At 48.5% G+C, this 24,285-nt stretch carries 20 protein-coding genes; 17 read left to right on the top strand and 3 right to left on the bottom strand.

Going from position 1 to position 24,285, the window contains the following annotated elements; translation table 11 throughout:
- The first annotated feature begins 121 nt into the window (after positions 1 to 121).
- From ACO0LN_RS25655 to ACO0LN_RS25635, 5 genes are all read left to right on the top strand, one after another.
- Entirely contained in the window at positions 122 to 1,591 is a 1,470-nt protein-coding gene (locus ACO0LN_RS25655; protein WP_422978811.1) for a DUF4214 domain-containing protein, read from the top strand.
- 184 nt (positions 1,592 to 1,775) lie between these two features.
- Positions 1,776 to 3,518 carry a DUF4214 domain-containing protein gene (locus ACO0LN_RS25650; RefSeq protein ID WP_422978809.1) on the top strand — a complete coding sequence of 581 codons (1,743 nt, stop codon included), beginning with the start codon at positions 1,776 to 1,778 and terminating at the stop codon, positions 3,516 to 3,518.
- A gap of 114 nt (positions 3,519 to 3,632) precedes the next feature.
- Positions 3,633 to 5,663: a DUF4214 domain-containing protein gene (locus tag ACO0LN_RS25645; RefSeq protein ID WP_422978807.1), complete on the top strand. Its 2,031-nt coding sequence runs from the start codon at positions 3,633 to 3,635 to the stop codon at positions 5,661 to 5,663.
- Positions 5,664 to 5,850: 187 nt separating this feature from the next.
- Positions 5,851 to 7,812: an ankyrin repeat domain-containing protein gene (locus tag ACO0LN_RS25640; RefSeq protein WP_422978805.1), complete on the top strand. Its 1,962-nt coding sequence runs from the start codon at positions 5,851 to 5,853 to the stop codon at positions 7,810 to 7,812.
- A complete protein-coding gene (locus ACO0LN_RS25635; protein ID WP_422978803.1) occupies positions 7,809 to 8,450 on the top strand; it encodes a hypothetical protein in 642 nt (213 codons plus the stop codon). The genes ACO0LN_RS25640 and ACO0LN_RS25635 overlap by 4 nt, the downstream gene beginning before the upstream one ends.
- Here ACO0LN_RS25635 and ACO0LN_RS25630 read toward each other — a convergent pair.
- Together ACO0LN_RS25630 and ACO0LN_RS25625 are read right to left on the bottom strand one after the other, a co-directional pair.
- Positions 8,447 to 8,746 carry a cyclic-phosphate processing receiver domain-containing protein gene (locus ACO0LN_RS25630; RefSeq protein WP_422978801.1) on the bottom strand — a complete coding sequence of 100 codons (300 nt, stop codon included), beginning with the start codon at positions 8,744 to 8,746 and terminating at the stop codon, positions 8,447 to 8,449. The two genes, ACO0LN_RS25635 and ACO0LN_RS25630, sit on opposite strands and share 4 nt — an antisense overlap.
- Positions 8,747 to 8,760: 14 nt before the next feature.
- Positions 8,761 to 9,795, bottom strand: a complete 1,035-nt coding sequence (locus tag ACO0LN_RS25625; protein ID WP_422978799.1) for a hypothetical protein — start codon at positions 9,793 to 9,795, stop codon at positions 8,761 to 8,763.
- Between the two features lie 335 nt (positions 9,796 to 10,130).
- On the opposite strand from ACO0LN_RS25625, the gene ACO0LN_RS25620 reads away from it, so the two are divergent.
- The 10 genes from ACO0LN_RS25620 (at position 10,131) to ACO0LN_RS25575 (ending at position 21,843) form a co-directional block, all read left to right on the top strand.
- Entirely contained in the window at positions 10,131 to 10,877 is a 747-nt protein-coding gene (locus ACO0LN_RS25620; RefSeq protein WP_422978797.1) for a hypothetical protein, read from the top strand.
- An 84-nt stretch (positions 10,878 to 10,961) separates the two neighbouring features.
- Positions 10,962 to 12,791, top strand: coding sequence for a Wzy polymerase domain-containing protein (locus ACO0LN_RS25615; protein WP_422978795.1), 1,830 nt, complete (start codon positions 10,962 to 10,964; stop codon positions 12,789 to 12,791).
- A gap of 113 nt (positions 12,792 to 12,904) precedes the next feature.
- A complete protein-coding gene (locus tag ACO0LN_RS25610) occupies positions 12,905 to 13,291 on the top strand; it encodes an energy transducer TonB (protein WP_422978793.1) in 387 nt (128 codons plus the stop codon).
- Positions 13,288 to 14,931: a tetratricopeptide repeat protein gene (locus tag ACO0LN_RS25605; protein WP_422978791.1), complete on the top strand. Its 1,644-nt coding sequence runs from the start codon at positions 13,288 to 13,290 to the stop codon at positions 14,929 to 14,931. The genes ACO0LN_RS25610 and ACO0LN_RS25605 overlap by 4 nt, the downstream gene beginning before the upstream one ends.
- 161 nt (positions 14,932 to 15,092) lie before the next feature.
- Positions 15,093 to 15,491, top strand: a complete 399-nt coding sequence (locus tag ACO0LN_RS25600; protein ID WP_422978789.1) for a hypothetical protein — start codon at positions 15,093 to 15,095, stop codon at positions 15,489 to 15,491.
- Positions 15,492 to 15,998: 507 nt separating this feature from the next.
- Positions 15,999 to 16,292: a hypothetical protein gene (locus ACO0LN_RS25595; protein WP_422978787.1), complete on the top strand. Its 294-nt coding sequence runs from the start codon at positions 15,999 to 16,001 to the stop codon at positions 16,290 to 16,292.
- A gap of 538 nt (positions 16,293 to 16,830) precedes the next feature.
- Complete coding sequence (locus ACO0LN_RS25590; protein ID WP_422978785.1) at positions 16,831 to 17,523, top strand: hypothetical protein; 693 nt, start codon at positions 16,831 to 16,833, stop codon at positions 17,521 to 17,523.
- A gap of 251 nt (positions 17,524 to 17,774) precedes the next feature.
- Positions 17,775 to 18,614 (top strand): transposase, encoded by an 840-nt coding sequence (locus ACO0LN_RS25585; protein ID WP_422978783.1) that lies wholly within the window; start codon positions 17,775 to 17,777, stop codon positions 18,612 to 18,614.
- 146 nt (positions 18,615 to 18,760) lie between these two features.
- Positions 18,761 to 19,120 carry a hypothetical protein gene (locus ACO0LN_RS25580; protein WP_422978781.1) on the top strand — a complete coding sequence of 120 codons (360 nt, stop codon included), beginning with the start codon at positions 18,761 to 18,763 and terminating at the stop codon, positions 19,118 to 19,120.
- Between the two features lie 848 nt (positions 19,121 to 19,968).
- Positions 19,969 to 21,843, top strand: a complete 1,875-nt coding sequence (locus ACO0LN_RS25575) for a glycoside hydrolase family 16 protein (RefSeq protein WP_422978779.1) — start codon at positions 19,969 to 19,971, stop codon at positions 21,841 to 21,843.
- A 190-nt stretch (positions 21,844 to 22,033) separates the two neighbouring features.
- Here ACO0LN_RS25575 and ACO0LN_RS25570 read toward each other — a convergent pair whose 3' ends face one another.
- Positions 22,034 to 22,399: a hypothetical protein gene (locus ACO0LN_RS25570; RefSeq protein ID WP_422978777.1), complete on the bottom strand. Its 366-nt coding sequence runs from the start codon at positions 22,397 to 22,399 to the stop codon at positions 22,034 to 22,036.
- A 59-nt stretch (positions 22,400 to 22,458) separates the two neighbouring features.
- Here ACO0LN_RS25570 and ACO0LN_RS25565 point away from each other — a divergent pair, with 59 nt between their 5' ends.
- Positions 22,459 to 23,436 (top strand): AraC family transcriptional regulator, encoded by a 978-nt coding sequence (locus ACO0LN_RS25565; protein WP_422978775.1) that lies wholly within the window; start codon positions 22,459 to 22,461, stop codon positions 23,434 to 23,436.
- Positions 23,437 to 23,475: 39 nt separating this feature from the next.
- Positions 23,476 to 24,012, top strand: coding sequence for a hypothetical protein (locus tag ACO0LN_RS25560; protein ID WP_422978773.1), 537 nt, complete (start codon positions 23,476 to 23,478; stop codon positions 24,010 to 24,012).
- The last annotated feature ends 273 nt before the right edge of the window (positions 24,013 to 24,285 follow it).

Here is a 24,285-nt window from a genome sequence, read left to right as displayed (position 1 = left end):
TTGAATGTAAAATTTGAAATAGAATATTACATTCACTTACATCTGTTCCTGCGCAAAGCAAAAGCAATAAAACCTGGGCTAAATATGCCTTTTCCAATTATTAGCTCTGAAAGACAGTGGCATGGCCTATCTCGTTGGTGTTGATTCCTTTACAGATGAAAAAACCTATGGTTATGATTCAAGTGGTGTGAACCAGATATTCAGGGTGCAGTTGGGGAGAAACTCTTTCGGTAAGCTGTCTTCTTTTGATACAACGGATTGGTATGAACTTGATCTGGATGGACCTGGCAGTTTTAATCTGATTGTATCGACCGATAGTAGCAATAACTACTTTTTCAATACCTGGACCAGCTCCAGTATCGGTGTGAAGATAGAAATCACTGACCGCAATGGCAATGTGTTGTCTGGCACCCAGTCTGCCATCGCCAGATCCAGTTTGGATGGCAACATCAACTTCAGCTACACCGGCTCATACAGCCATGGCGATTTTTATGTCAAGGTGAGCAACCTGGGTTTTAGCAATGCGGATTATGTGCTGAATTTAAGTACACGTACCACCTTGCTGGATGTCACGCCACCAACGGTATTGTCGTTCATGCCCACACAATCCGGCACGGCTGTACCAATCAACAGTGACATCATCCTCGGCTTTAGCGAAGCCATACAACGTGGCATCGGCAGTATTGTACTCAAGGATGCGGCGGGCAATATCGTCGCGAATTATGATGCTTCGTCCAGCTCCAATCTGAGTATCTCAGGCAGCACTCTGATAATACACCCGAGTACCGCACTGGCCTATGGCACGACTTACAGCGTCAGCATTAGTGGTGGCAGTATCAAGGACCTTTCTGGCAACAGCTATGCAGGCACCACCGGCTATTCTTTTTCAACGATAGTCAATCCTGTCTCAGTTGGCGCCAATATCAATGGTACTGCTGGCAATGATTATTTAACCGGGACCAGCGGCAACGACAATATTTCAGCCGGTGCAGGTAACGATACCATCTTGGGTGGCGCTGGCAATGACAATATTGCTGGCGGTAGTGGTCTCGATACCCTGGTACTTTCAGGGAAAGGCGCGAACTATACGCTGACTGGCACGGTGGGCAATTTTATAGTTAAAGACAATGTCGGCAATGATGGCACTGATAATGTGACGCAAGTTGAACGCTTGCAATTTGCCGATGTCGCGCTTGCCTTTGACATTGATGGTGTCGCCGGGCAGGCATATCGCATCTATCAGGCTGCATTTGGCCGTCAGCCTGATCTGGCAGGGCTAGGTTACTGGATCAAGGACATGGACAAGGGTTCCAGCCTGACCACGGTGGCTGCAGGTTTTTTCCAGTCGGCAGAATTCAAGCAACTGTATGGCAGCAACCCCAGCACCACTACCCTGATTACCAATTTTTATCAAAACGTGTTGCACCGCGCCCCGGATCAGGCAGGATTCGATTACTGGAATAACCAGTTGAGCAAGGGCTTGATTACGCCCGCCGGTGCACTCGCCAGTTTTTGTGAGAGTACAGAAAACCAGGCGCAAGTCATAGGGCAAATTCAAAAAGGCATCGCTTATATAGTGTGGCCGGCTTGAATAGCATCCTTTGTTTTTTTGATGGCTTGAATGAAGCCGCCACCATTTTTTATCTTTAAAGGTCAGTTTTATGTCTTATGTTTACGGTCTGAATTCGAATGCGGATGAAAGAACCATCACCATCGATTCATTTAACCGCAGCACTGTTTAGAAGCTGGGTAATGGTAAACGCTCATTTGGTAAATTGTCTGCCACCGACACAACAGACTGGTATGAGCTGGACCTGGATGGGCCGGGTATTTATTCCATCGTCGTGTCGAATGATGCCCTGAACAATTACCGTGGCAATACCTGGGATTCTACCTATGCCGGTGTCAAGATAGAGATCACCGACAGTGCAGGCAATATACTGTATAACCTGACGCCCGCCATTGCCCAGACCTATAACGATGATGGTATCAAGTTCATCTATTCAGGTGGCTATAATCACGGCGGCTTTTTTGTCAAGGTCAGCAATCTTGGCACTACCAATGCTGACTATGTGATTGGTCTTAGCAATGCCGTGGTCAAGGACGACGTGAAGCCGCCTGTACTCAATTCCATCAATATTCCATCCGTCGTCAACCTGGTCAAGGGTGATGTGATCATAGATATGAAAGCGATTGCCACGGATTATGAATCGGGCGTGCGCTATGTTTCCATCATTACTGATCCGCCACTGACCCATGATGTAAAAACCGATGGCAGCCTGTATGCCGGTCTAGTACTCGGTGGTTTCAAAGACCCCTGGGTCGATGGCACGACCAATCAGACATTTACCATCGCGGGCAATAATCCGAATGGCTATTACAATGTCACACGCATAGAAGTGGCTGACATGGCAGGCAATGTCAACGTCTATAATGCCGCGCAGTTACAGAAAATGGGCATCAATACCTCCATCCGTGTAGTTGGCCAGAGTGATACTACGGCCCCAACTGCCGTCTCGTTTGCGCCCACGCAATCTGGTAAGTCCGTACCCATCAATAGCGATATCGTGGTCACCTTCAGTGAAGAGATTGCGCGTGGTTCTGGTCACATCCTGCTCAAGGACGGCACAGGCAAAACTGTTGCCGATTTTGATGCGGCCTTCAGCACCAACCTGACGCTGGCTGGCAATAAGCTGACGATACACACGAACAGCCCATTGTCCTATGACACCACCTACAGTCTCAGCATCCCCGATGGCAGCATCAAGGATCTGGCTGGCTATAATTATGCGGGCACCAGCAGCTACCAGTTTTCTACTATCGGTAATTTTGTTGCCCCCGGCCTCAACATCAATGGCACGGCAGGCCCAGATTACCTGACCGGTACCAGCGCCAGCGACACTATCTCAGGCGGTGCCGGTAATGACACCATCATCGGGGGCGGCGGCAATGACAGCATCTCTGGCGGCAGCGGGCTTGATACCCTGGTCTTGGCCGGTAAGCTCGCCAACTACACCAGCACAGGCACGCTCAACAACCTGGTATTGAAAGACAATGTCGGCAACGACGGCACCCTCAGCATCAACCAGGTAGAGCGCCTGCAATTCAGCGATGCGGTCGTAGCTTTTGATACTGACGGCGTCGCTGGCCGGGCCTACCGCATCTACCAGGCCGCATTTGGCCGCAAGCCTGATCTGGCCGGTTTGGGTTACTGGATCAAAGACATGGACAAGGGCTCCAGCCTGACCACGGTGGCCGCTGGTTTTTTCCAGTCAGCAGAATTCCAGCAACTGTATGGCAGCAACCCCAGCACCAATACCCTGATCACCAACTTCTATCAAAACGTCCTGCACCGCGCACCAGACCAGGCAGGTTTTGATTACTGGTCCAACCAGTTCAGCAAGGGCCTGATCACCCCCGCAGCTGCACTCGCCAGTTTTTGCGAGAGCACAGAAAACCAGGCGCAAGTCATAGGGCAGATACAGAATGGGATAGTGTATACGGTGTGGGCGGGGTGATGTATCTCCGCCGTTGAAACAGCCGCTGAGATTACAATGTCAAAGCGGAATTCACTGTTGATGTGCACCCTTTATATCTGGCAAATTCAAACTGCGAACTGATAGAAAAATACCATGGCGACTTACATACCCTATTTCCCTCAGACCCCGATTACCCGGGCCATGTTCAATTTTGACGGGGTTGCGCCCGGCCTGGTTAATTACATCTTGTCTGGATATATCCGTGTCTCGGTGTCGGACAGTTTTACCAATGATGTGATGCAGGGCGGCAGTGATTATCCTTGGACGCAAAAGCAGATCAATAACATCAGTGCGATACTGGATATCTATTCGCAGTTTGCCAATCTGTCGTTTTCCAGCGTGGTGGATTATGACACTTATGGCGGCTATTCATTGGTGACACCTGCAGTGGTAGGGCAGGCGAATTTGTCGGACATCAATATCAACTGGCAGAACCTGAAAAATGTGAGCTACAGCGCCAAATCAGGTGCCAATGACGACAGGATTTTTGGCTATGTGTGTGGGGCTGGTGACATCAAACTGAATCAGGCTTCGTCCAATTTTGGTGGTGATTATTCTCTGGACCTGACCACGGTGGCAACCCAGACCCTGATGCATGAACTGGGGCATTCTTTGGGCCTGTCGCACCCGCATAGCTCTTACAGTAACGGCGTGCCTGTGATCACCAGTGATTATGCCGCGACCCAGTATCTGGGTTTTGATACGCTGGGTTTTAATATCAAAAGTGCGAAGGACATGTACAAGGAATATTTTTCCATCATGTCTTATGATGACCAGAACCATTCATCATTCCTGCATGCGTTTACACCCATGATACTTGATGTGATTGCTTTGCAGCAGGCCTATGGCGAAGGCAAGGGTACCAGTGGCAGCGGTGACGATACGATAGTCGCTGGCACCGACGGTTATCGCACGTATTTTGACAAGGGTGGTGTTGATACGGTTGATTTATCGATGTACACCCAGGGCGCTTATTTTGAGATGGGCGTGAAGATCGTCAGTGCCTCGCACCTGGTCGGGGTGGCGATGAGTTATTACGATGCGTCAAATACCATCGTCAATGGCGGTGACCCCGTCAGTTTGCGCTGGCTTTATGGCGAGTATGAAAATGCCATAGGATCAGCCGCTGCTGACATTATCGCGGGCAATGATCTGGCTAATAATATCCGGGGCGGTGGCGGCAGCGATTTGCTCGGTGGCATGGGTGGCAATGATGTTATCTATGGCGATGCAGGCAACGACAGTCTTGAAGGTGGTGGCGGTAACGACACGCTGATAGGTGGTGATGGTGATGACCGTTTTGACTGGCTGGCAGACAACCGAGACGGCAATGACCTGATGATGGGCGGCAGGGGCGACGATGACTATGTACTCGACAATAGCCTCGACAAGGTCATCGAAGTTGCCAGCGAGGGTTTTGATACTGTCTGGGTCAATTTCAATGCATCGATAGTCAATTATGCGAATGTCGAATACCTGCATGCTTATGGCAACATTGGCGTTAGTCTGTTAGGCGGCGCCGGCAATGACCTGATCTCGGGCTCGGGTGGCAATGATACGATAGACGGTGGTGCTGGTAATGACCTGGCGCTGTATAGCGGTACTGCATCGCGCTATGCGATTACCAAGTCCGGCAACACGGTCACCGTCAAGGATACTAGCGGTCAGTTGGGTACCGATACGCTGTTGAATGTCGAGCAACTCAAGTTTGATGATCGTCACTATGTGACTTTTGATGTCAAGGGCATCGCGGGCCAGGCTTACCGTTTGTACCAGGCAGCATTTGACCGCAAGCCTGATTTTGCTGGCCTCGGTTACTGGATCAATGATATGGAACATGGATCCAGCCTGACAACGGTGGCAGCAGGTTTCTTCTCTTCTGCCGAGTTTCAGAAACTGTATGGTAGCAACCCCAGCACCACGACCCTGATCACCAATTTCTATAACAATGTCTTGCACCGTACACCTGACAAGGCAGGTTTTGATTATTGGGCCAATGCGCTTAACAGCGTTGCAATTACACCAGCCGGGGCGCTTGCCAGTTTTTGCGAAAGTACAGAAAATCAGGCACTGGTCATCGGGGTGATTCAGAACGGCATAGAGTATGCAGGCTGGCTGGGATAATTATTGCTTGCCTTGTTTGTCATTAAAAACCAGCTTTACTGCTGGTTTTTAATTTGAGCGGGTGATTTTTACTTCTTGAATATGACGGCAATATGACATTATCAACGCAAAACCAGCTGTTGCAAGTAACCATCAGTGTTGCATCGCAGATATTGCAGTGCGCAAAACGGTTTGCTACATTGCAGCCATGATAAAAACAAAAAAAATAGTCAGTCAATTAGGTGGCAGTTTATTTGCCTTGATCTTTGTAGTTGGGTTTGGTCTGGGCGGCTGGTACGGTGGGGTTTTACCCATGGCCCAGCAGTTGCAGGGCTGGTGGCGTGCCGGTAACATGGTGGCGGTGCAGGCCAGAATCGACAAGCTGGAGCTGCATGAGCATCGCTCTGAAGATGGCCCCAGCTACTCAGTTGATGCCGAGTTTGTATACCAGTTTGACGGCAAGACTTATCGCAGCAAACGTATCAGTGTCGGCGGCGATAGCAGCGATGGTTACAACGGCTACAATCGCAGTACCCATGCCAGCCTGCTGCAAGCCCGCAGCAATGATCAAAGCGTCACCCTCTGGATAGACCCGCAAGACCCTGCCTTTGCCGCGTATGACAGGCAATTGCACATCAAACGTCTGATTTTTCTCATCCCTTTCGCCACCTTGTTCCCGGCTGTCAGCCTGGGTGCCATGTGGGCGATCTGGGCGATATGGTTCAGGCGTGATGACGATGAGGAGACCACGCCAGGGCTGCCAGGCTTCGCCAGTGCCACAGGAAAGTCTGACTGGCAAGAATTACATCCCGCACCATCCGGCGCTGGTGGTCTGGGCTTGTTTGCCCTGTTCTGGAATTTGATCAGTTTTCCAATTGCTGGCCTTTTCATGATGGACAGGGCGGGCCATGGTTACTGGCAATATCTGGTCTTGCTGTTCCCCGCGCTAGGTGTGCTGATGATCGTGGGTACGGTCTGGCTGGCTTATTCCCGCTGGCGTGTGGGCAAACTGCGACTGACTCTGGCTAAACAGCCTCATACCGGCATAGAGAATTTACCCTTGCGCCTGCATTTTGATCCACATCTCGGGCAACGCATGGCCACTGGTGCCAGTCACTACATGGTAAAGGCAGAAATCCATTGCGAGCACGAGGACCGGCGCGGTGAAGACACTACTACCAAGAGACTATGGGAGCAAACGCTTGGCGAGCAAGTTGTCATGCATGGTGCGCAAAGCGTGGATTTTGCGATCAGCCTGCCTGCAGACATGCCCGCCAGTGGCAAGCAAGAGCATAAAGACATTGAAGTGATCTGGAACTTGCAGCTTAATATCTTTGGGACCGACCTGATTTTCAAGCTGCCCGTACAGCAAGGGCTGGGGGAGAAGGCCAATGCCCGCGACCTCATCGCCAAGCAATATCGCAGTCATGAGCAGCGCATTTATGGCCTGCCTAAAGCACCAACTGACAACAGTAATCAGACCAGGCGCTGGGCTTGGTTTTCTGCGATCTTTTTTATTCCTGTCGTAGCATCGGTATTTTTTATCTTCGACCTGAATGACCTGCGGAACTTGGCAGGAGCGGGCAGCGCCGGAGCCGACAATGTCGCCACCGAAACCCTGGCGCAGTTGAAAGCCAGGCTCGATGCCGGCGGCGATATCAACGCCAGGGATGCAAGCGGGCGTAGCCTGCTCATGCAGGCGGCGGATGACAATGACATTGCCAAAGTGCGTTATCTGCTGCAAAAAGGCGCGCTAGTCGATTTAATGACTCCAGTGGACGCCGACGGTAATGGAGGACGCAGCGCCCTGTTTGCCGCCATTCACAATGACGGTATCGAGATCGTGCAAATGCTGGCCGACGCCGGTGCTGACCTGAGTCGTCCAGGTAACAAGGTATGGACGCCCGCCCATTACGCCGCCTACAAAGGCGCCCTGAAAAGCCTGCGCTTCCTGCATGAACGCGGAGTCGCCATGGACCAGACTTTCGATGGCGGTCGTGGTTCTACACCCCTGATGATTGCTGCCCAATACAATCGACTGGACGTGATCAGTTTCCTGCTACTGGCTGGTGCAGACCGCAGCAAGAAAGACTTGTACGGTGAAGATGCCTGCGGCTATGCACGCTATTTCAAACAGGCACAGGCAGCGGCGGCGCTGGGGTGCCCGTGAGCACATTTTCAGCGGTCGCCAACCATAGTAGGCAGGGCCAAACCGGTGAGTATGTACACGCTGAAAGCGCAGATCATAAGATTGTCGTTGCCTCCATTGTCTTGCTGATTGTCAGTGCTGCTTTTGCCATGCTAACAGGCAGAGCGTGTGCCAGTAGCTGCGGCACAGGAGAGTATCTGGTGATACTTTCCCCGGCACTGGGTATCATGCTGCTGGTTTATGGATGCGGGCAGGTTTACTTGCGTAAGCGCCTGGGTGACTTGTTATTGCAATTGACTCAGCCCTTGTATCCGGGTTGCAGCGATGTGCCAGTCACCTTGTATTTCATTGCAGGCCTGGGGCATGGCATGCGCCGCTCTGCTGAGACTTACCCTTTGGCACTGGAGGTCGTCTGTACCCATGAAGATCGTAGCGGTGAGAACGCAAGCACAAAAATCTTGTGGTCGAAAAAGTTCAAGGACAGCCACATCGCCGACGGCACAGGTGTACTGGATTTCACGCTCCGTCTGCCTGCAGACCTGCCAGCCAGTGGCAACCTGGGCCGCACAGAGATCAAGATCATCTGGAAATTGCAGGTCAAAATGCTCGGGACCAAAGTGATTTTTGTCCTGCCCGTCAAGCTGCTTGCTACCAACTAGGTCTTTTGCAGATGCCTCAAAATACTCTGTATGCCCGCTTCCATTTTTTGCCGGGCAGAAGAATTGGCCGAATGCACGCACATCTCCTGCGGCGGTATAAAGCCCGTCGTCATGACCGCTTCTTCTATCCATAACACTACGTCGTAGCCTGTGCCGTGTTCGTCATCACCCAGATCATGATCGAGGCTCAGGTGAGTGACTTCACCTGTTTTTAGCAAGGCGATAGCATCTTCCGGCCAGTAGGTGCGCGTCCATCCATCCGGGGTTATTCTTTCGTCGTCGAGATAAACTTTCATGTATTTTCAGCTTCTTATTTTTGGAAAGTATTGTCCAGTTTATCGAGAGCGTCGCTGCTCTTCTTCATGTGGCGTTCCTGCATGTCATCCTGTTCTTTACTGATGCTTTGCAAGCGCTGTTGATGTTGATCGAATTGAGCCATAACGACCTGATCGTAGAAAATTATTTGCTCACCCTGAAGGTTCCATTTCTTTTTGTCAGCCAGTACCGTGAGCATTCCTTCGACTTCCTGCATGGTTTTCTTTTCTAGCGCCCAATTTTGGGCAAACTGTTTTTTTGAATTTTGTGCGCTACGGTTAAAGCCCTTCAGCATGCCTCGCTTGGCCTCGTCGTCCAGTGAGAGTGCGTTAATCTTGGCCCTGTAGGTCTCAAACAGATTCTCAGTATTGCCCTCATATTTATTGACGACGGCTCTGGCCGCGTTAAGTATACGTTTACTTTCAAGCATGTCTTTATCCTGCCTGATGCGCTTGATGTCGGTAATATTTTCCCAGCCAGTTGCCTTGAGCTCGCGAACATAATCATTCCTGAAAGTGGCCGCGCCCATCATGATGTCTTTCAGTAAGCGTTCGATTTCTCCATACTGCCCGCTTGCCCTGGGTGGTGTGGCAGAGCCCGCTTCTATGACACTGGACAACTGATTGCCACCTTTGCTGTTATTGTCCTGCTGAACGGCGGTCGTCAGCTTTTGCATTTCTTCCCTGGCCGACTGTATGGCGATTTTGGCTTGCTGCCGTTGCTTGTCCATACCTATATCGCCAGCCACATACATGACTGCAAAAAATAACAGGAAGATGAAGAGCAGGTAAGTCTTGCCGCGCTTGCGCAAGAGCAGGTAGTAAAATATACCTGCGCCTAAAGCGGCTTGTGCAAACAGTTGCCCCACCAGATAAGGCATATTCTGCATATTCTTGATGCCCAGGCCGTAGGAAAGATAGGCCGCGACAAAGCAGGCTGGCAGCAACAAGAACAGCCATAAAGCATTGAAATAAAACATCCACAGGAGCTTGTTCAGAGGGGAGGCAGGTACCGGTTCTATTTCATTCATGATAAGTAAGATGGATGCTTGCGACATACCACAGGGTAAGAGTTATGACCGGGATAGCGCGCCTTAGTGTGCAATAATATTGACTTTGATGCAAATATTTATCCTGAACTGCGTCGCCGTATCCTGATTTTGCATGTCGCGTAAGCCGCGCCAGCCTTGATCATGCCGAAAAAACTTATTAGAATAGGCATGCTTTTCTTTGATTTTGACCGATACCCGGTCGGTGATGTCAACTCCATGGAAATGCTTTGGTACTCAATCAGAGACCAAGATGCCCTGATGTGACAGAACCTGACCCGGTCTCCGGGATTTTCTTACGATTCATGTCAACTACTATGAAAACATCTATATCTCGCTATCGTGCCAGTGGCACGCATTTTTTCCTGAGCTGCATGGTTGGTCTTGGCCTGCTCATGATGTGCTGGTATATGTGGTACCCCACGCCCATGCTGAGGGCAATCGGCGGTTATGAAATCTTCTTCCTCATCGTTGGTATTGACGTAGTATTGGGGCCAGCACTGACGCTGGTGGTGTTCAAGCCTGGCAAGAAAGGGCTGGTGTTTGACTTGGCAGTCATCGCCATAGTGCAGGTTTCTGCCTTTTTGTACGGTGTCAGCACCTTGCTGGAAGCACGCCCGGCCTACATCGCTGCGCTGGGTAAAGAATTCCAGGTAGTGCAGGCGTCCGAAATTACCGACGGCTCTCTGGCAAAAGGCAAGACGACTTTACCGATATGGGGCCCTAAACTGGTTGGCACCAAAGAACCAACCGATCCTGCCGATATCAGCAATGTCAATGCCATGCTGTCTTTTGGCGGTAATAAAGGCCATTTGACGCAATTGCATATTCCTTATGCCGACATGAAAGATGAAATCCTTAAAAACGCCGAGGACTTCACCATACTGGAAAAGAACAATGAAGACAAAAAGGCAGACATACAGTCATGGCTAAAATCGAATGACTGCGATGAAAAAACCTGCAAATACCAACCCATCAAAATAAGGGCATCGGTTTTCCCTGCCGTGCTTGATGCAAAAACAGCCGCCTACAAAGGCATCATGCCACTTGCTCTCAAAATGTAGTTAAAATGTAGTACTTACCCGGCCCGGCATGACTCGTTGATACTCAATGAGCCATGCCAGGCCAATTCTTGAAATGTATCCCGAATGGCATCCGCAAAGGAAGGCAAGCTGGCATTGATCATTTTTGCGGTAGCGATTTTTTTCAGCTACGCACATCCTTATCATATCCATCCGTACAGAACTTTTTATCACGACCTGATCATCTGTCTTGGTCTGTTAAGCGCAATGGCGTTTTTTGTCATTCGCCCATCTTCAGTATCTGAATCTGAATTTGAATCTACATCCGGCTTTGCACCTGCATCCAGAACAGCAGTGCGCCTGCGCTTTCCGGCATTGCTTGCCTTGCCTGGCGGGATCATCCTGCTGATCCTTCTGCAGGTGGCGCTAGGCATGATAACGCCAGCCAGTTTTGTTGCTCTCCCCATCCTTTATCTGCTACTGTTTGCGCTGGCCATGGTGTTTGGCAGCAGCCTCGCGCTTGAACAGTCCAGGCTGGACATGGCGGTGACCGCGATTGCCCTCGCCAGCCTGCTGGCAGCATCCCTGTCGCTGGTGTTCCAGCATATCCAGATCCTGGGGCTGGATGCAACGCCGGTCGTCATGTACATCGCCAAAGACCCCCATATTCCCATGCGCCCCTATGCCAATGTGGCGCAACCCAATCAGCTGGCTTTGTTGTATTTTTTTGCGCTGGCAGGGCTCTGGCATTTTTACCGCACACGTACATTTTCTGGTTTTAGTTCGATTGCCATCGCTGCGCTCTTGCTATGGGGCGCGGTACTGACGCAATCGCGCATAGGCTGGATACTGGTGCCACTGTTTTTTGCCTACACAGCGGGCAAGCTGGGCGCTAGCAAACGCAAGGGCACACCCGTCATCATCGCCATGCTGGCCCTGGTCATCCTGTATGCCGTGCTGACCTTTTGCCTGCCGCAAATCAGCCAGGCCATAGGGTTTTCTGGTGGCTCCGTGGCCGACCATGTCGGTGGCCGCTCTGAACGTACCGGCCTGTGGCAAACCGCCTGGCAACTCGCAGCACAACACCCATGGCTGGGTGTGGGCTGGTTTGGCTTTGGCCCAGGCCAGGTCAGTGTTGGGGCAGACTTTACCTCCAGCACCTATGCCGAGCATGCCCATAACCTGCCACTGAACCTGGCCGCCGAACTGGGCTGGCCAGCCACCATCCTCATCATGGGCGGCTTGTGCTGGTGGTTTTACCAGACCTGCATCAGATATGGCAAAGCCACTGACAAAGCCGCAGTCAAAAGCGCTGCAGAAAACCATGCTAAAAGCACCGCATTGCAGTTTTGCACTCTCAGCCTGTTTGCCGTCGGCGTACACAGTATGGTCGAGTTCCCACTCTGGTATGCCTTTGTGCTGATACCTGTAGGCGTGCTCATGGGCATGGTGCATCAATTGCGCTGGCCTGCTGCCGGTACCGTGGTCAGGCCCGGCATCGTGCTGGCCGGGTTTGCCATCGGCTGCATATTGTTGGCGGCTGTCACTCTTGATTATCAACGCGTGGTCACCGGCTTCAAGTCCATACGCGACGTGAGCTCAGGTTTTGAATCGAAAGAAAAATTCCTGCAAAAACCAGCATTCACCCTGTTTCCACAATTCTTTGAATACTTCAAACTGACCCGCATCAAACCACGTGAAGGCATGTCGGCAGAAGAGATAACTTACATAGAAACCTGGGCACCGCGCTTTGGCTTTGTTCACATCCTCAATATCGAGGCCGAAGTCTATACACTCAATGGCCAGCCTAAAAAAGCCGCCCGCAGCATGCAGACCCTGCAACGCCTGCACCCCATTCCTTATCCAGAATATTATGATTACTGGAAAGCCAAGGGCAAGGAAGACCCGCGTTATCAGACGGTGTTTGAGACCATGCCTGCGCGGGATGCTCCTTGATACCTGACAATCAGTCGCCAGCATGCCGTGTCAGGATAGAATTGTTCCGCCTCCTTTGTCCTGACGCAAGCCCCACATTGTAAAATCGTTCTCTGACTTTTATTGGATAACACATGAAATTTGTATCTACCTTGCCTGCCATTGGCATTCTGCTGTGCTGTGCAGGCACCAGCTATGCCGATACACCGGCAAACAGCGGCTTTCAACCCGGATTCATGGATGAAGAAGTCGGCGGTGAATTACTGACCGCCGAAATCTGCAAGCCAGAATATCCCAGAGCCTCTTTGCGTAATGAAGAAACAGGCGTCGTCAGGCTGGAAATGCTCATTGGTAAGGACGGTAGCGTCATCGACGGAAAAATCAGACAGACCAGTGGATTCCGCAACCTGGATTATGCAACCCTCCAGGCCACCATGAAATGCATCTATCGCCCGCATTCCAAAGGTGGTAAGCCTTTTCAAGAAAAACACTTGCTCCAGTATGTCTGGAGATTAGAATGAAAAAAATAAAGTATTTCTTACTCGCCGCAGCGATGACATGTGGCACAGTCCAGGCCCAAGAACTGGGCAAACTGACAGACAAAGATTGTAAAGTACAGATACGCCGGACAGGCACCGCGAGTAAAGCCACAACCGACAGAAACATGTCTGAGTTGGCAGCCATACCTGATGATTCCATCGAGGGATTGAGACGCTTGCATGCCCTGGCGCTTCAAACATTTATCCAGGATTTCAGCACCGCAGAAAAAGCGATACGCAAGCATCAGGCTGCCCTGTCGAACTGGAACATGGCAGAAGCCGCACTTGCAGAAATCGACACGTCTTCAAAAGCACTGATAAAAAGAGGCTGGTGCGAATATGCAGAGTCTTATTTATTGCTGGGATCTGCCATAGCAAAGAAAAATGCGAACTTTTATCAGCGAGACATGCAATTCCAGCTCAGTCTCGCCAGATTGTATCTGGAAAGCAAAAGATATGACCTGACACAATCCAGGCTGAAGCCATTGCTGAATAGCGGCAGCCCGGGCTCACCCTTGCCCCCGGCCCAAAAAGCGGAAGCCAATGCCCTGATGGGCGAGTCATACTTTACGATTAAAGACTATGTCAATGCAGCCGGCTTTTTTGAGCAAAGTGTGGCTATCCTGGAGCAAAATAATGTCAATGATAAAGGCTACTTGTCAGAAAATTTATATCTGCTCGCAGCCAGCCAGTATCTGACGAATGAGTTTCTCAAGGGCGAGAAGACCTTCGAAAAAATCAAACAGCTAAACGGAAACGACATCAGATTTTCCAACGGCGGGTCTTTGTATGATCAGGACATCGTCGCGAACTACAAAAACGGCAATCTCAAAGAAGCTATCCGCATTGCAGAAAAAAGACTGGAGTTTTTTAATGGCAGGCAGGAAGAGTTGCAAACAAAAATAAAAGCACTGGATGGAAACCCGCTTGAAATGAAGAAGCTCTTGAATGAGCAGCGAGAGACCGAGCACAGGCGCATTGCAACCATGCTGACTCTGGCAGAAATTTCGCATACACAAGCCCAGTTCGATAAAGCCCGTGAGCTGTACGTACAAATTCTGGCTTCAAGTAAAAGCCAACAATTTTCTCAAAAACTGATTTTCCAGGTACACAGCAATCTGGCACCTCTGTATTTGAGCAAAAAAGAATTTGGCCTGGCTGAAGACAATTATCTGACTGCCTATGAAATTGCACAGAAATTTTTTGCACCTGAACATCCGTCTGTGACAAGCGCAATGGCAAATCTTGCCTATGTCTATAAAATCAATGGTCAGACAGATTATGCTGAAGGATACTATCTCAAGCTGATAAACAGGCTCAAGGATGAATCAATCTATGGATATGAAGAACTGCCTGCTTACTACGAATATCTAGGAGAAATTTACCTGGCAAAAGCGAACTTCCCGGATGCCAGAAAATTCTATGAACTGGCCTACGAAAAAAATACCACCTTGCAGGGAAACAAAAAAGACCCTCTCATCCGTTGCACCAAGGCCCTCATTACTGTTTATAGAAAACTCGATGAAACAAACAAGGCCAGAGAAATGGAAAAGGAACTGGCCAAATTTGACAGCCCAGCTCAAAAATTGAAGACATCTTCAAGCAAAAAAAGTAAGGCATAGACCTTAGCAGCCAGTAGGGGCGTTGCAACGCACCGCTCGACAGAGGCAGGCCAGGAAGGTATCTATGCGGGGGATCCTGCTTCAAGTATTTTCCTGTCCTTCATGCGGTGCGTTGTAGCGTACCCCACGCGCTGATCAAGATGAAAGAACTAAGGCGTGTCATGACGATATTAAAAACCTTATCTCTATTTCAAAGAGTCCCTAAAATAGCGTTCTTTTTTTGCATTTGTCTGGTTGCTTGTCTTCGCGAGCAAAAGATAGAATACTTGGTCACTATTGAAAATGCGCTGAATGAATCCATTCATTTATGCAGATCAGAATTGAAAACAAGATGCTACGAAATTAAACCTGGGAAAACTGAAGATATTCAGTTTTTTGAAAAAGATACATCCAATCGCTGGATATCTCATCTTAAGCAGAATAGCGTAAGTTTTTGTGGAAGAGATGTGTTGATTCCAGAAATTGTTGCGACAACCGGAATTATATCTAGACCTAATGGATATTTAATTAGAATTGATCGTGGCGTTGAACAGAAGTTATGTTCAAAAAATGTACCTTGAGCTTGATTGATTCACGATTTTTCTCCGTCATCATTATTGCGATATCAGTTAGCGAAAGCGTCATGTTATCAATAATTTCCAAGCCTCGATTTTTGGCAGGATATTGCATCTCATCGTATGCGATGTTTTTATTATTCAGTTATGGCTTGTTTGCCCCAGCTTTGCCGGAGGCCTGGTTTCTCCTGGTAAGTTTTGGCGCTCCCTTGCTATGGATGTTATATCCCCGAATTGGCTTTCCTATATTTGCACTTAGCCATTTTTCCTGGATTTGTGTCACTGTATTGCCAATTGTTCTTCGTCGTTTGTTTGAAAGTGATTTTTCTATGCAACTGACATTCAGGCATTTAATCTTCTTTGGTTTTTTTGGAGTGATTAATCTGGCAGGGATGATCTGGTTAATATTGTTGAGCTCGCGCAGGCGCCTTTAGCAAACAGCAATTGTGTTTGTAATGAAAATGAAGGGCCTCCGCTCAATAACAATTCGCCATCCTATTTAAATTGGAAAAAATGAAAAAATACCTTGGATCAGATCGATTTGGCAATATTGTTGAGAATGATGATTTAGTTCGTTTATTACGTATTCGCCCTTCTATCCTGAAACGATTAGCTGGAGATGAGCATGCCGATGTTTCGTCGATGCTTGGTCAAGTCTTGCCTGTATTTGATGTCTATGAAGATGGTCTGGTTTGGGTAAGTCTGACTTGGAAAAGGCAAGATGGGGCGACGGAAGTTCATGCAATTGCTGTTGACACTGACGCCATCGAATTGGTCGAAAAAGCCAGCCTACGTAACTCAGATTAGCCAGTATCTTTATGAAAGAATGAATAGTGAGGAGCCAGCTATATATTGGATTAATTGCGTCCGAAGAAATAATAAAAAATTTTTCGATGAAGGTGAGTCTTTCTGAGGCGATTGTATATGAGATGGGTAGTAAATTAAAATCTTCCGGCGACCCAAAGTCCTGGCATTGGCGCACTCCCCGTAGAGCATCGTATACGTCGTTTCCAACAGATTCGATAGTGCCCCTTTTGCGAGAGTATGAAATGATACTTCCTGCACTTAATCAAGTCCGTGCATTTTCACATTTTCACGTGACGATCATTTGCGAATTTCATGACAATGAATTTCCGTGCGGATTTTCATTGTCGAGGGAAACTATAGAGTTACTTTCTAAATTTCAAGCTTCAGTAGAGATTGATTCGGTATCCCGGATGTCGCCGCCAGAAGTTTGAAGACTTCGGTCCGAAGCAAAGCCATGCGGCGTTTTTGCGTACTGGTTTGGAAAATGTTGGAATGTTAGAACTGACCCCTGTCTGATTCAAAAAAATGAGTGATATCTATGAAATTAATAAATTGGGAAAAGGATGCAAACGGTAGTTCGGCAATGTTTTTTGCTCCGAAAGAAAAGAAATTTATATCCTCCTCAAATGCGACATTTGTTGCCAAAAGCTTTATGCATGATGCAACAGTGATAAGTGCAAGCTTTCCACAAGTTGGGGAAATCGCCTTTGGTTTATTGGCTGGTATTTCAGTCTTTGGAGATAACTCGGCGATTTTTTACGGGTTATATGGCGCTAGCAGCATGTCAGAGAATACTAAATATTGTTTAAGGAGGAGTGAATGGAAGAAAGGATTTGGAACTTTTGAGGCGGTTTTAAATGGATTTTCATCTAAAGTATTGTTTTTTTCATTACAGGATATACCCTCTTCATCCCAACAAATTATTGAAATGATAGATGCTCCTTTAAGTTCAACAAACATTGTTGTTCCTCGGAAATTAACCAATGCTAATTCTGAATTTATTAACAAACGAATTTATTATTCAATTGGAGACGACAGTCAGGACATGGATTGCCGATATTGGGGACGTGACATGATGAACCCATATATTGAAGACGTTTTTCAGAAGATTCAAATCGTATTCAATTCTTTGGAGTCCGTAAACACTATGGAGCCTATAGAAGGCTCTTTTAGATTGTCATATGCATTTGATTTGCTTTGTGATGCCGAGAAGGTGCTATTAGCTACTTAAGCAGTGCTCAAGGGAAAATTGGGGTCACCCATTAGCCCCTGGTAGTCAAGTAGTCAAACAACATACTCGCAATACACCGCGATCATATTTACTGCGCCATCACACGCTTGTTTCAGAATGCCGTCGTGCCTTTTGCTTCAACGTGTGCTTGCGTGAATCGTAGCTTCACCCAAGGGAAGCCGGGGTCAAAGGGAAGCCGGGGTCAGGTCTTACATTCATACATTTTCTAAAAAACATGCTATGCTTAAAGGATGGTCAGGCCACTAAGATTAGAATTTGCGGGTGCTTTGTATCACGTCACTTCTCGCGGGGACAGGCGTGAGGATATCTTTTTGGATGATGAGGACAGGCAAGAGTGGTTGACGGTGCTGGCTGAGGTATGTGATCGCTTTAACTGGGTGGTGCATGCTTACTGCGAGATGAGTAATCACTACCACCTGCTGGTAGAAACCATCGACGGCAATTTGTCGCGGGGCATGCGTCAACTCAATGGTTTATATACCCAGCGTTTCAATCGTCGGCACAAGCAAGTGGGGCATTTGTTCCAGGGTAGGTACAAGGCTATCCTGGTACAAAAAGAAGCGCATTTATTGGAACTGGCGCGCTACATTGTGCTCAATCCGGTGCGTGCCAGGATGGTGTCAATGCCAGAGCAATGGCACTGGAGTAGTTATGACTACTGCGTGTGTGATCAGCATGCGCCGCCGTGGCTGGACACTGACTGGTTATTGGGACAGTTCGGCAGTAAACGTAAGCAGGCCAGGGTGGCCTATGCCAAGTTTGTACTGGACGGAATAGGCTTGGCTTCACCCCTGCTGGCGACCCGGCACCAACTGCTGCTGGGGGATGATGAGTTTGTCGAAAAATACCAACATCAATTGCGCCCGGAAGACCTCAGAGACGTCTCCATCGCACATCGACGTGCGATATCTTTACCATTGCATACCTACCAGGAAAACTTCAGTGATCGCAATGAGGCCATGGCCCAGGCTTATCGCTCTGGCGCTTATTCCATGGCGGAGATTGCCGCTTTTTTCTCTGTCCACTACGTCACGGTCAGCAGGGCAGTGCGGGCATTTGAAGCAGGGTAAAACCACTCATGCATTTCTTAGTTTAGAATTGTCGTAATGTAAGACCTGACCCCATCCCCCGTGTTGATCCTTTTGGATTGTGTGAAACTTGTGGTGATGGAAAAGGTGGTCAGAATGGAGGAATCCCAAGTGGCGCTACAAAATTTATGAACTTTTTTAAGGAAAACATTTCTTCACCATCACCTCCAGATAAATATGTTCCGCCAATTGCGCCGCCATCGCCACCAACAGAACGCCCTGGTCCTGGCTTAATTCAAATGATATTACCAGCAACGACAGCTCCTTTTAGTAGGCAACCTATTGGTGGTAGTATTGATGGCCAGATTGAGTACGCAAATAGGACTAATGCTATCCGCGTTAATATATTTGCTCGAGGAGCATATTTTGCTCTTGGTCCGATCGATGAGGTACCATTTTATGCAATGCTTCCTTCAGGACTTATAGTTAATGCGGGTGCAAAAAGTCTTAGACAAGACGTTTATCCAAATTGCCCGGAAAAAAAATAGGATAGACTTGGATCATTTCCTTTAATTGTGGTTAAGTTGCAAAATCTATTATGAATAAAGGAAGCTTTTGGAACGCAGTACTTGTGTTCATATTGAGTGCAGTATGCGTGGTCTACAAATTAGTATTCTTATCTACTCCATGGTGGATAGACTTGACAATGATTTTTGTAGTAATAAGTCTTGCATGGATTTTAAGGAACAAGTAAAGACTGGGGGTTTTTCAGTGTTCAGTTGAAAGATGGGGTCACCCATTAGCCCCCGGTAGTCAAGTAGCCGAACAACATACTCGCAACACACCGCGATAATATTTACCATGCCATCACACGCATGTTTCAAAATGCCGTCGTGCCTTTTGCTTCAACGTGTGGTTGCGTGAATCGCAGCTTCACCCATGTGTATCTAGCGAAACATCAAGCTGGATTTCGCCCATTAACACAGCTACTCCAGAAGCATCTCAGTACCGCGTTGCGTCCAGGTGATGGGCAGATCTGTGGCTATCGGATTTGGTTACAACCCCATTTCTGTTTTTGATCTGCCGGTATCGCTCACCGTTGGTAGCCCATTTCCAGCCACACAATAAGCGCCTTGCACCCCGCCTGGATAGCAATGTTGCTTTCTGAGTAATAAAACCCCTAGATATAAAATTTTTATTGACAAGAAATAAAAATAATATCACTATTTAAATTCTCGAATGGAAACGTTTCCAAAAAATGTGAATTAAATGGAAGCAGGTTCGGGAATTGATATCAATGGTCTTTATACATAGCTCAGACAGACGTTGTTGACAGCGTTTTTCCATGTCAATCCGTCTAAAGCCTGTTTTTAAAATTGAAAATAACGGAGGCATGATGAATCGGCAGGACTATCGTCTCAACAAACAAAAACGCAGCAGCACACTCACCGCCATCGCGGCCAGTATCTTGCTGGCTTATGGCTCGCACGCCTATGCCAGTGTCACTAATCCTGTGATCGGCAAACTGATCTGGTCAGAAGAATTTAATGGCACCAGCCTCAACACTGGCTTGTGGACTGCCTATGATGGCAATGGCTGCCAGATCAATTTGTGCGGCTACGGTAATCAGGAACTGGAGTACTACAGCCCTAACAATGTCTCGATACAAAACGTGCCGTTTGAACCTGGCACGCGCGCACTGGCAATTCAGGCAAAAAACCAGGTCATAGGCAGCAACGTCTTCACGTCTGGAAAAATCTCTTCTGCTGGCAAAGTACAAGTCCAGTATGGCATGGTGGAGATGCGTATCAGCACACCACAAGTTGGCACAGGGCTGTGGCCTGCCGCCTGGATGTTGGGTACCAGCCCGCAAACCTGGCCGCGCAACGGCGAGATTGATATCATGGAAATGGGGCATAGCAACGCAGGCAGGGCACTGGCCGGTTACCCGGCGATCAATAATTATGTAGGGTCAAATGTCATTACCTATCAGGACGCGGCTTGCGTGCCGGGCAACCCGAGTTGCGCGGCTTCGACCGCGTGGCAAACCAAGAACTGGTATATCGCCTCGACACCTTTGATCAACCGTTTCGTCACCTACCGCTTGTACTGGACTGATACCCAAATGCGCTTTACCGTCACCGATAACGGTGTAGAGCGCGACATGTATCAAAACCCTTTGCCGGTCAATTCAACTTCGCTGCAGGCACCATATTACCTGCTGTTTAACCTCGCGGTAGGCGGCAATTTCACCGACGCGGCAACTCCAGCGCAAGTGACCACACCTTTGCCTGGCACCATGTATGTCGATTACGTACGGGTGTATGAGCTCGATGGCAAAGGCACGGTGAAAGTGGGCAACCCCAACGTGCCCGAGGTGGGTAAATTTGGCGTGTTCACCGATCTCACCGCAGTCAATAACAAACAGACTGCTGGCGTCAGCTCTGACGTGTGGAACTGGAATCAGGCGTCGATGTCGGCAGGTTCTACCGCACCGTATGAAGGCAGCAATGTCATTGCCTGGAACTACACCGCTGCCAACCAGTGGTTTGGAAGCAGCATACAATCGCGCCAGGTGCGTGACATGAGCAACTACAGAAATGGCACGCTGAAATTCAGAATCAAAATACCCGCTAACGTCGCCTTCAAAGTCGGCATTGGTGATACTTACACCAATCAAGGGTCGGTCACTTTTCCTGCAAGCGTGGCGAGTTATGGTCTGGTACGTGATGGCAATTGGGGCACGGCGACCATCCCCATTTCTGCACTCGCAGGCAATCTGATCGCCTTGCAATCGATGTCTGATCTGTTCCAGATTTTCAGTGTTGATGGCAGTCTGCCGGGTAGCACTTTCCAGTGGGCGGTCGATGATATTATTTGGGACACTGGTGTGCCGACTCCTACACCAACGCCAACACCTACGCCGACGCCTACGCCAACTCCGACGCCTACGCCAACGCCTACGCCAACGCCAACGCCTACGCCAACTCCTACGCCCACACCGACTCCAACTCCGGTTTCAGCCAGCGCCACGCAAATCAACGCAAGCACATTGCAGTTTGGTATCAACACGTCGTCGTGGGCAGACGTGCATTACACGGTCAACTCTGGTGGTCAGCAAAACTTCCGCATGACACAATCCAACGGCAACAACAGCTACGCAGCCAGCGGGCTCAAGGCAGGGGATCTGGTGAAATACAGCTTCACTTATTGGGACGTCGCGAAAAACTATGCAGTCGATACCGGGCAGCAGAGTTTTACGATGAAGTGATATTGGTAATTTTATAGAGAAAACGGTCGCAAGGGATTGCGACCGTTTTTAACCTGTTGCACGAACGCCCCTAAAGCATCTCAGCAAATGCAAAGAGGGTCTTGCATTTACGTATTTCCTTATTATCGGGCTGTCCTGATGTAAGACCGGCCCTATTAAGACCGCTACTATTTCGTATGCACTTTTATATTCAGCCAATGTCAGGAAGTGGTCCAAAAAAACTAAATACTGCGACGATTTTCCCTGCCACATCGACTTCAACCACATCATAGCCCGCAACGATGGCGTGCTTTGCTATGCGCACTTCCCAGGTGTAACGATGCAAATGGTGGTGGGAGTCAACTCCTGAAGTCCAGACTATCTCTGCGTCAGGACGTTGAGTGCGGAACTCGGCAAGGCATGCTGAAAATTCTTCAACGCCCGTGGCAACACGGTGTGGATCAAAATACCGGGTATTGGTGCCGAATGCATCGCTGACATGTTGGAGGATCTCGTCTATGCCATGTGAATTCCAGGCTGTAAAGTAACTGACCAGGCAAGCGGGGCGGTTAATCATTTTTTTCTCCAGATAGTTCGTCGATATGCTGATAATACGTGCTTGCAATGGGACGATCCATGCTTTATAGTCCATTTTATCTTTTCAATCGTCTGAAGATGATGGATCCACTTTCCGATACCCTGGCACTTCTCAAACCCCGCAACTATATGTTTCACGGGCTGGACGCGGGCGGTAACTGGTCTATTCATTTCGAGCCACGACAGGGGATACGTTGCTATACCTTGCTTTCCGGTCAATTCTGGCTCACTTTGGACGATATTCCTGAGGCAGTACTTTTCAAAGAAGGCGATTGTTTTTTGCTCCCCGGTGGGCACGGAGTCACTCTTAGTAGCGACCCGACGCTGCCAACTACTGACGCGAAGACCATATTTTCTGACGTAAAAGAAGGTGGGCTGGTTACTTACAACGGTGGTGGTGCCTGTTACGGATTAGGTGGTTTCTTTGAGTTTTCTGGCAGACACGCAAGCATATTGCTCGGCGTTTTACCAACTATCGTGCATATCCGCAAAGAGTCAGACAAAAACACACTGCGCCGTTCAATGGAACAAATCATGCAAGAGCTGCGAGAACCGCAGCCCGGCGGGGCTTTGATCGCTCAATACCTTTCGTCTCTCATGCTCGTTCAGGCGTTGAGACTTTTTCTGCTTGAAAGGGCAGAGGCTTCAAGCGCAACAGGAAGTACAGACATTGGCGCAGGCTGGATTTATGCACTGGCGGACAAGCAAATAGGTGGCGCTATGAGTGCCATGCATGAGAACCCAGCACATAAATGGACTATACAGAGTCTGGCCAGCCGTTCTTTTATGTCCAGATCTACCTTTGCAATGAAATTCAAAAACCTGGTGGGCGAGTCGCCAATGGATTATCTGACGCGCTGGCGTATGCTGCTTGCAGGTGACAGGCTTTTAAATTCGGACGACACAATTTCCGTCATCGCACCATCACTAGGTTATCAATCTGAAAGCGCATTCAGCACCGCTTTCAAACGTGTAATGCAATGCTCGCCGCGGGAATACAAAGCGCTTTACCAATAGGCCGATTTGGGCTTGAACATATTTCTGTTGAGAGTTGCAATGCACATCAAGCGATTACTATTCAATTCAATATTTGTTCTGACACTAAGCTTTCAATGGGTATCAGTGGCAGAAAGCAAAGACTTGGCAACTTCTGGGGCTGCAACAAAATTAGAGCAATTGTCCAGACAACTTGCAAATGGAGAAATCGGAAGCCTGGAAATATTATGGATGGACCCTAGAACAGTCATGACGATCCCATTGTCTCCCGAGTCGCTTGATATGGCCCATGATCTCAAATTAAAAATCGAGAGTCTTCCTACTCGAAAGAAACTAACACGTGATCTGGTCATCGCATTGAAAAATACTTCAATAGAGCAGTACGACAAGCGATGGGAGGAGGATGTCAGATGGCGACTAAGGTTTTTTGCAAAAAATGACAGTCATACCGTCGTGACTTTATATTTTTCCGGCGGGTCATATAAAAATACTTCACTTGGGGTTGTGGATAATACCGTGGTGTACTTCAAAGGAGGATTGTATAAATGGCTGACGTTGAATTATTTATCTTCATTTACTCAATTTATCGGCTATTGAAAGCTGTGAGCACTCAGTGAAAACGGATATTCAAATTAATCGATAGAAACGGCAATTTCGATGAGTACTGGTGTAAATTTTCCTTGAAAAGCAGACGGGACTTTAAGTTCGTCAAACGCATAAAATGTTTTAACGCTACATCCTATTGAGCCTGTAAAAAAATCTGTGTAAGTTCTCCCGGAACTATTGGTGAGCGTTGATGCGCTCCCCAAATTCTATATCAAAGCGATTCAATGCCTGTCGCCAGTGTTGTATAGGCATGGTCCATTTCTT

The sequence above is a fragment of the Undibacterium sp. TC9W genome, assembly GCF_049339865.1.
Taxonomy (GTDB): domain Bacteria; phylum Pseudomonadota; class Gammaproteobacteria; order Burkholderiales; family Burkholderiaceae_D; genus Undibacterium.
This window is presented reverse-complemented; position numbering and strand designations above follow the sequence as displayed.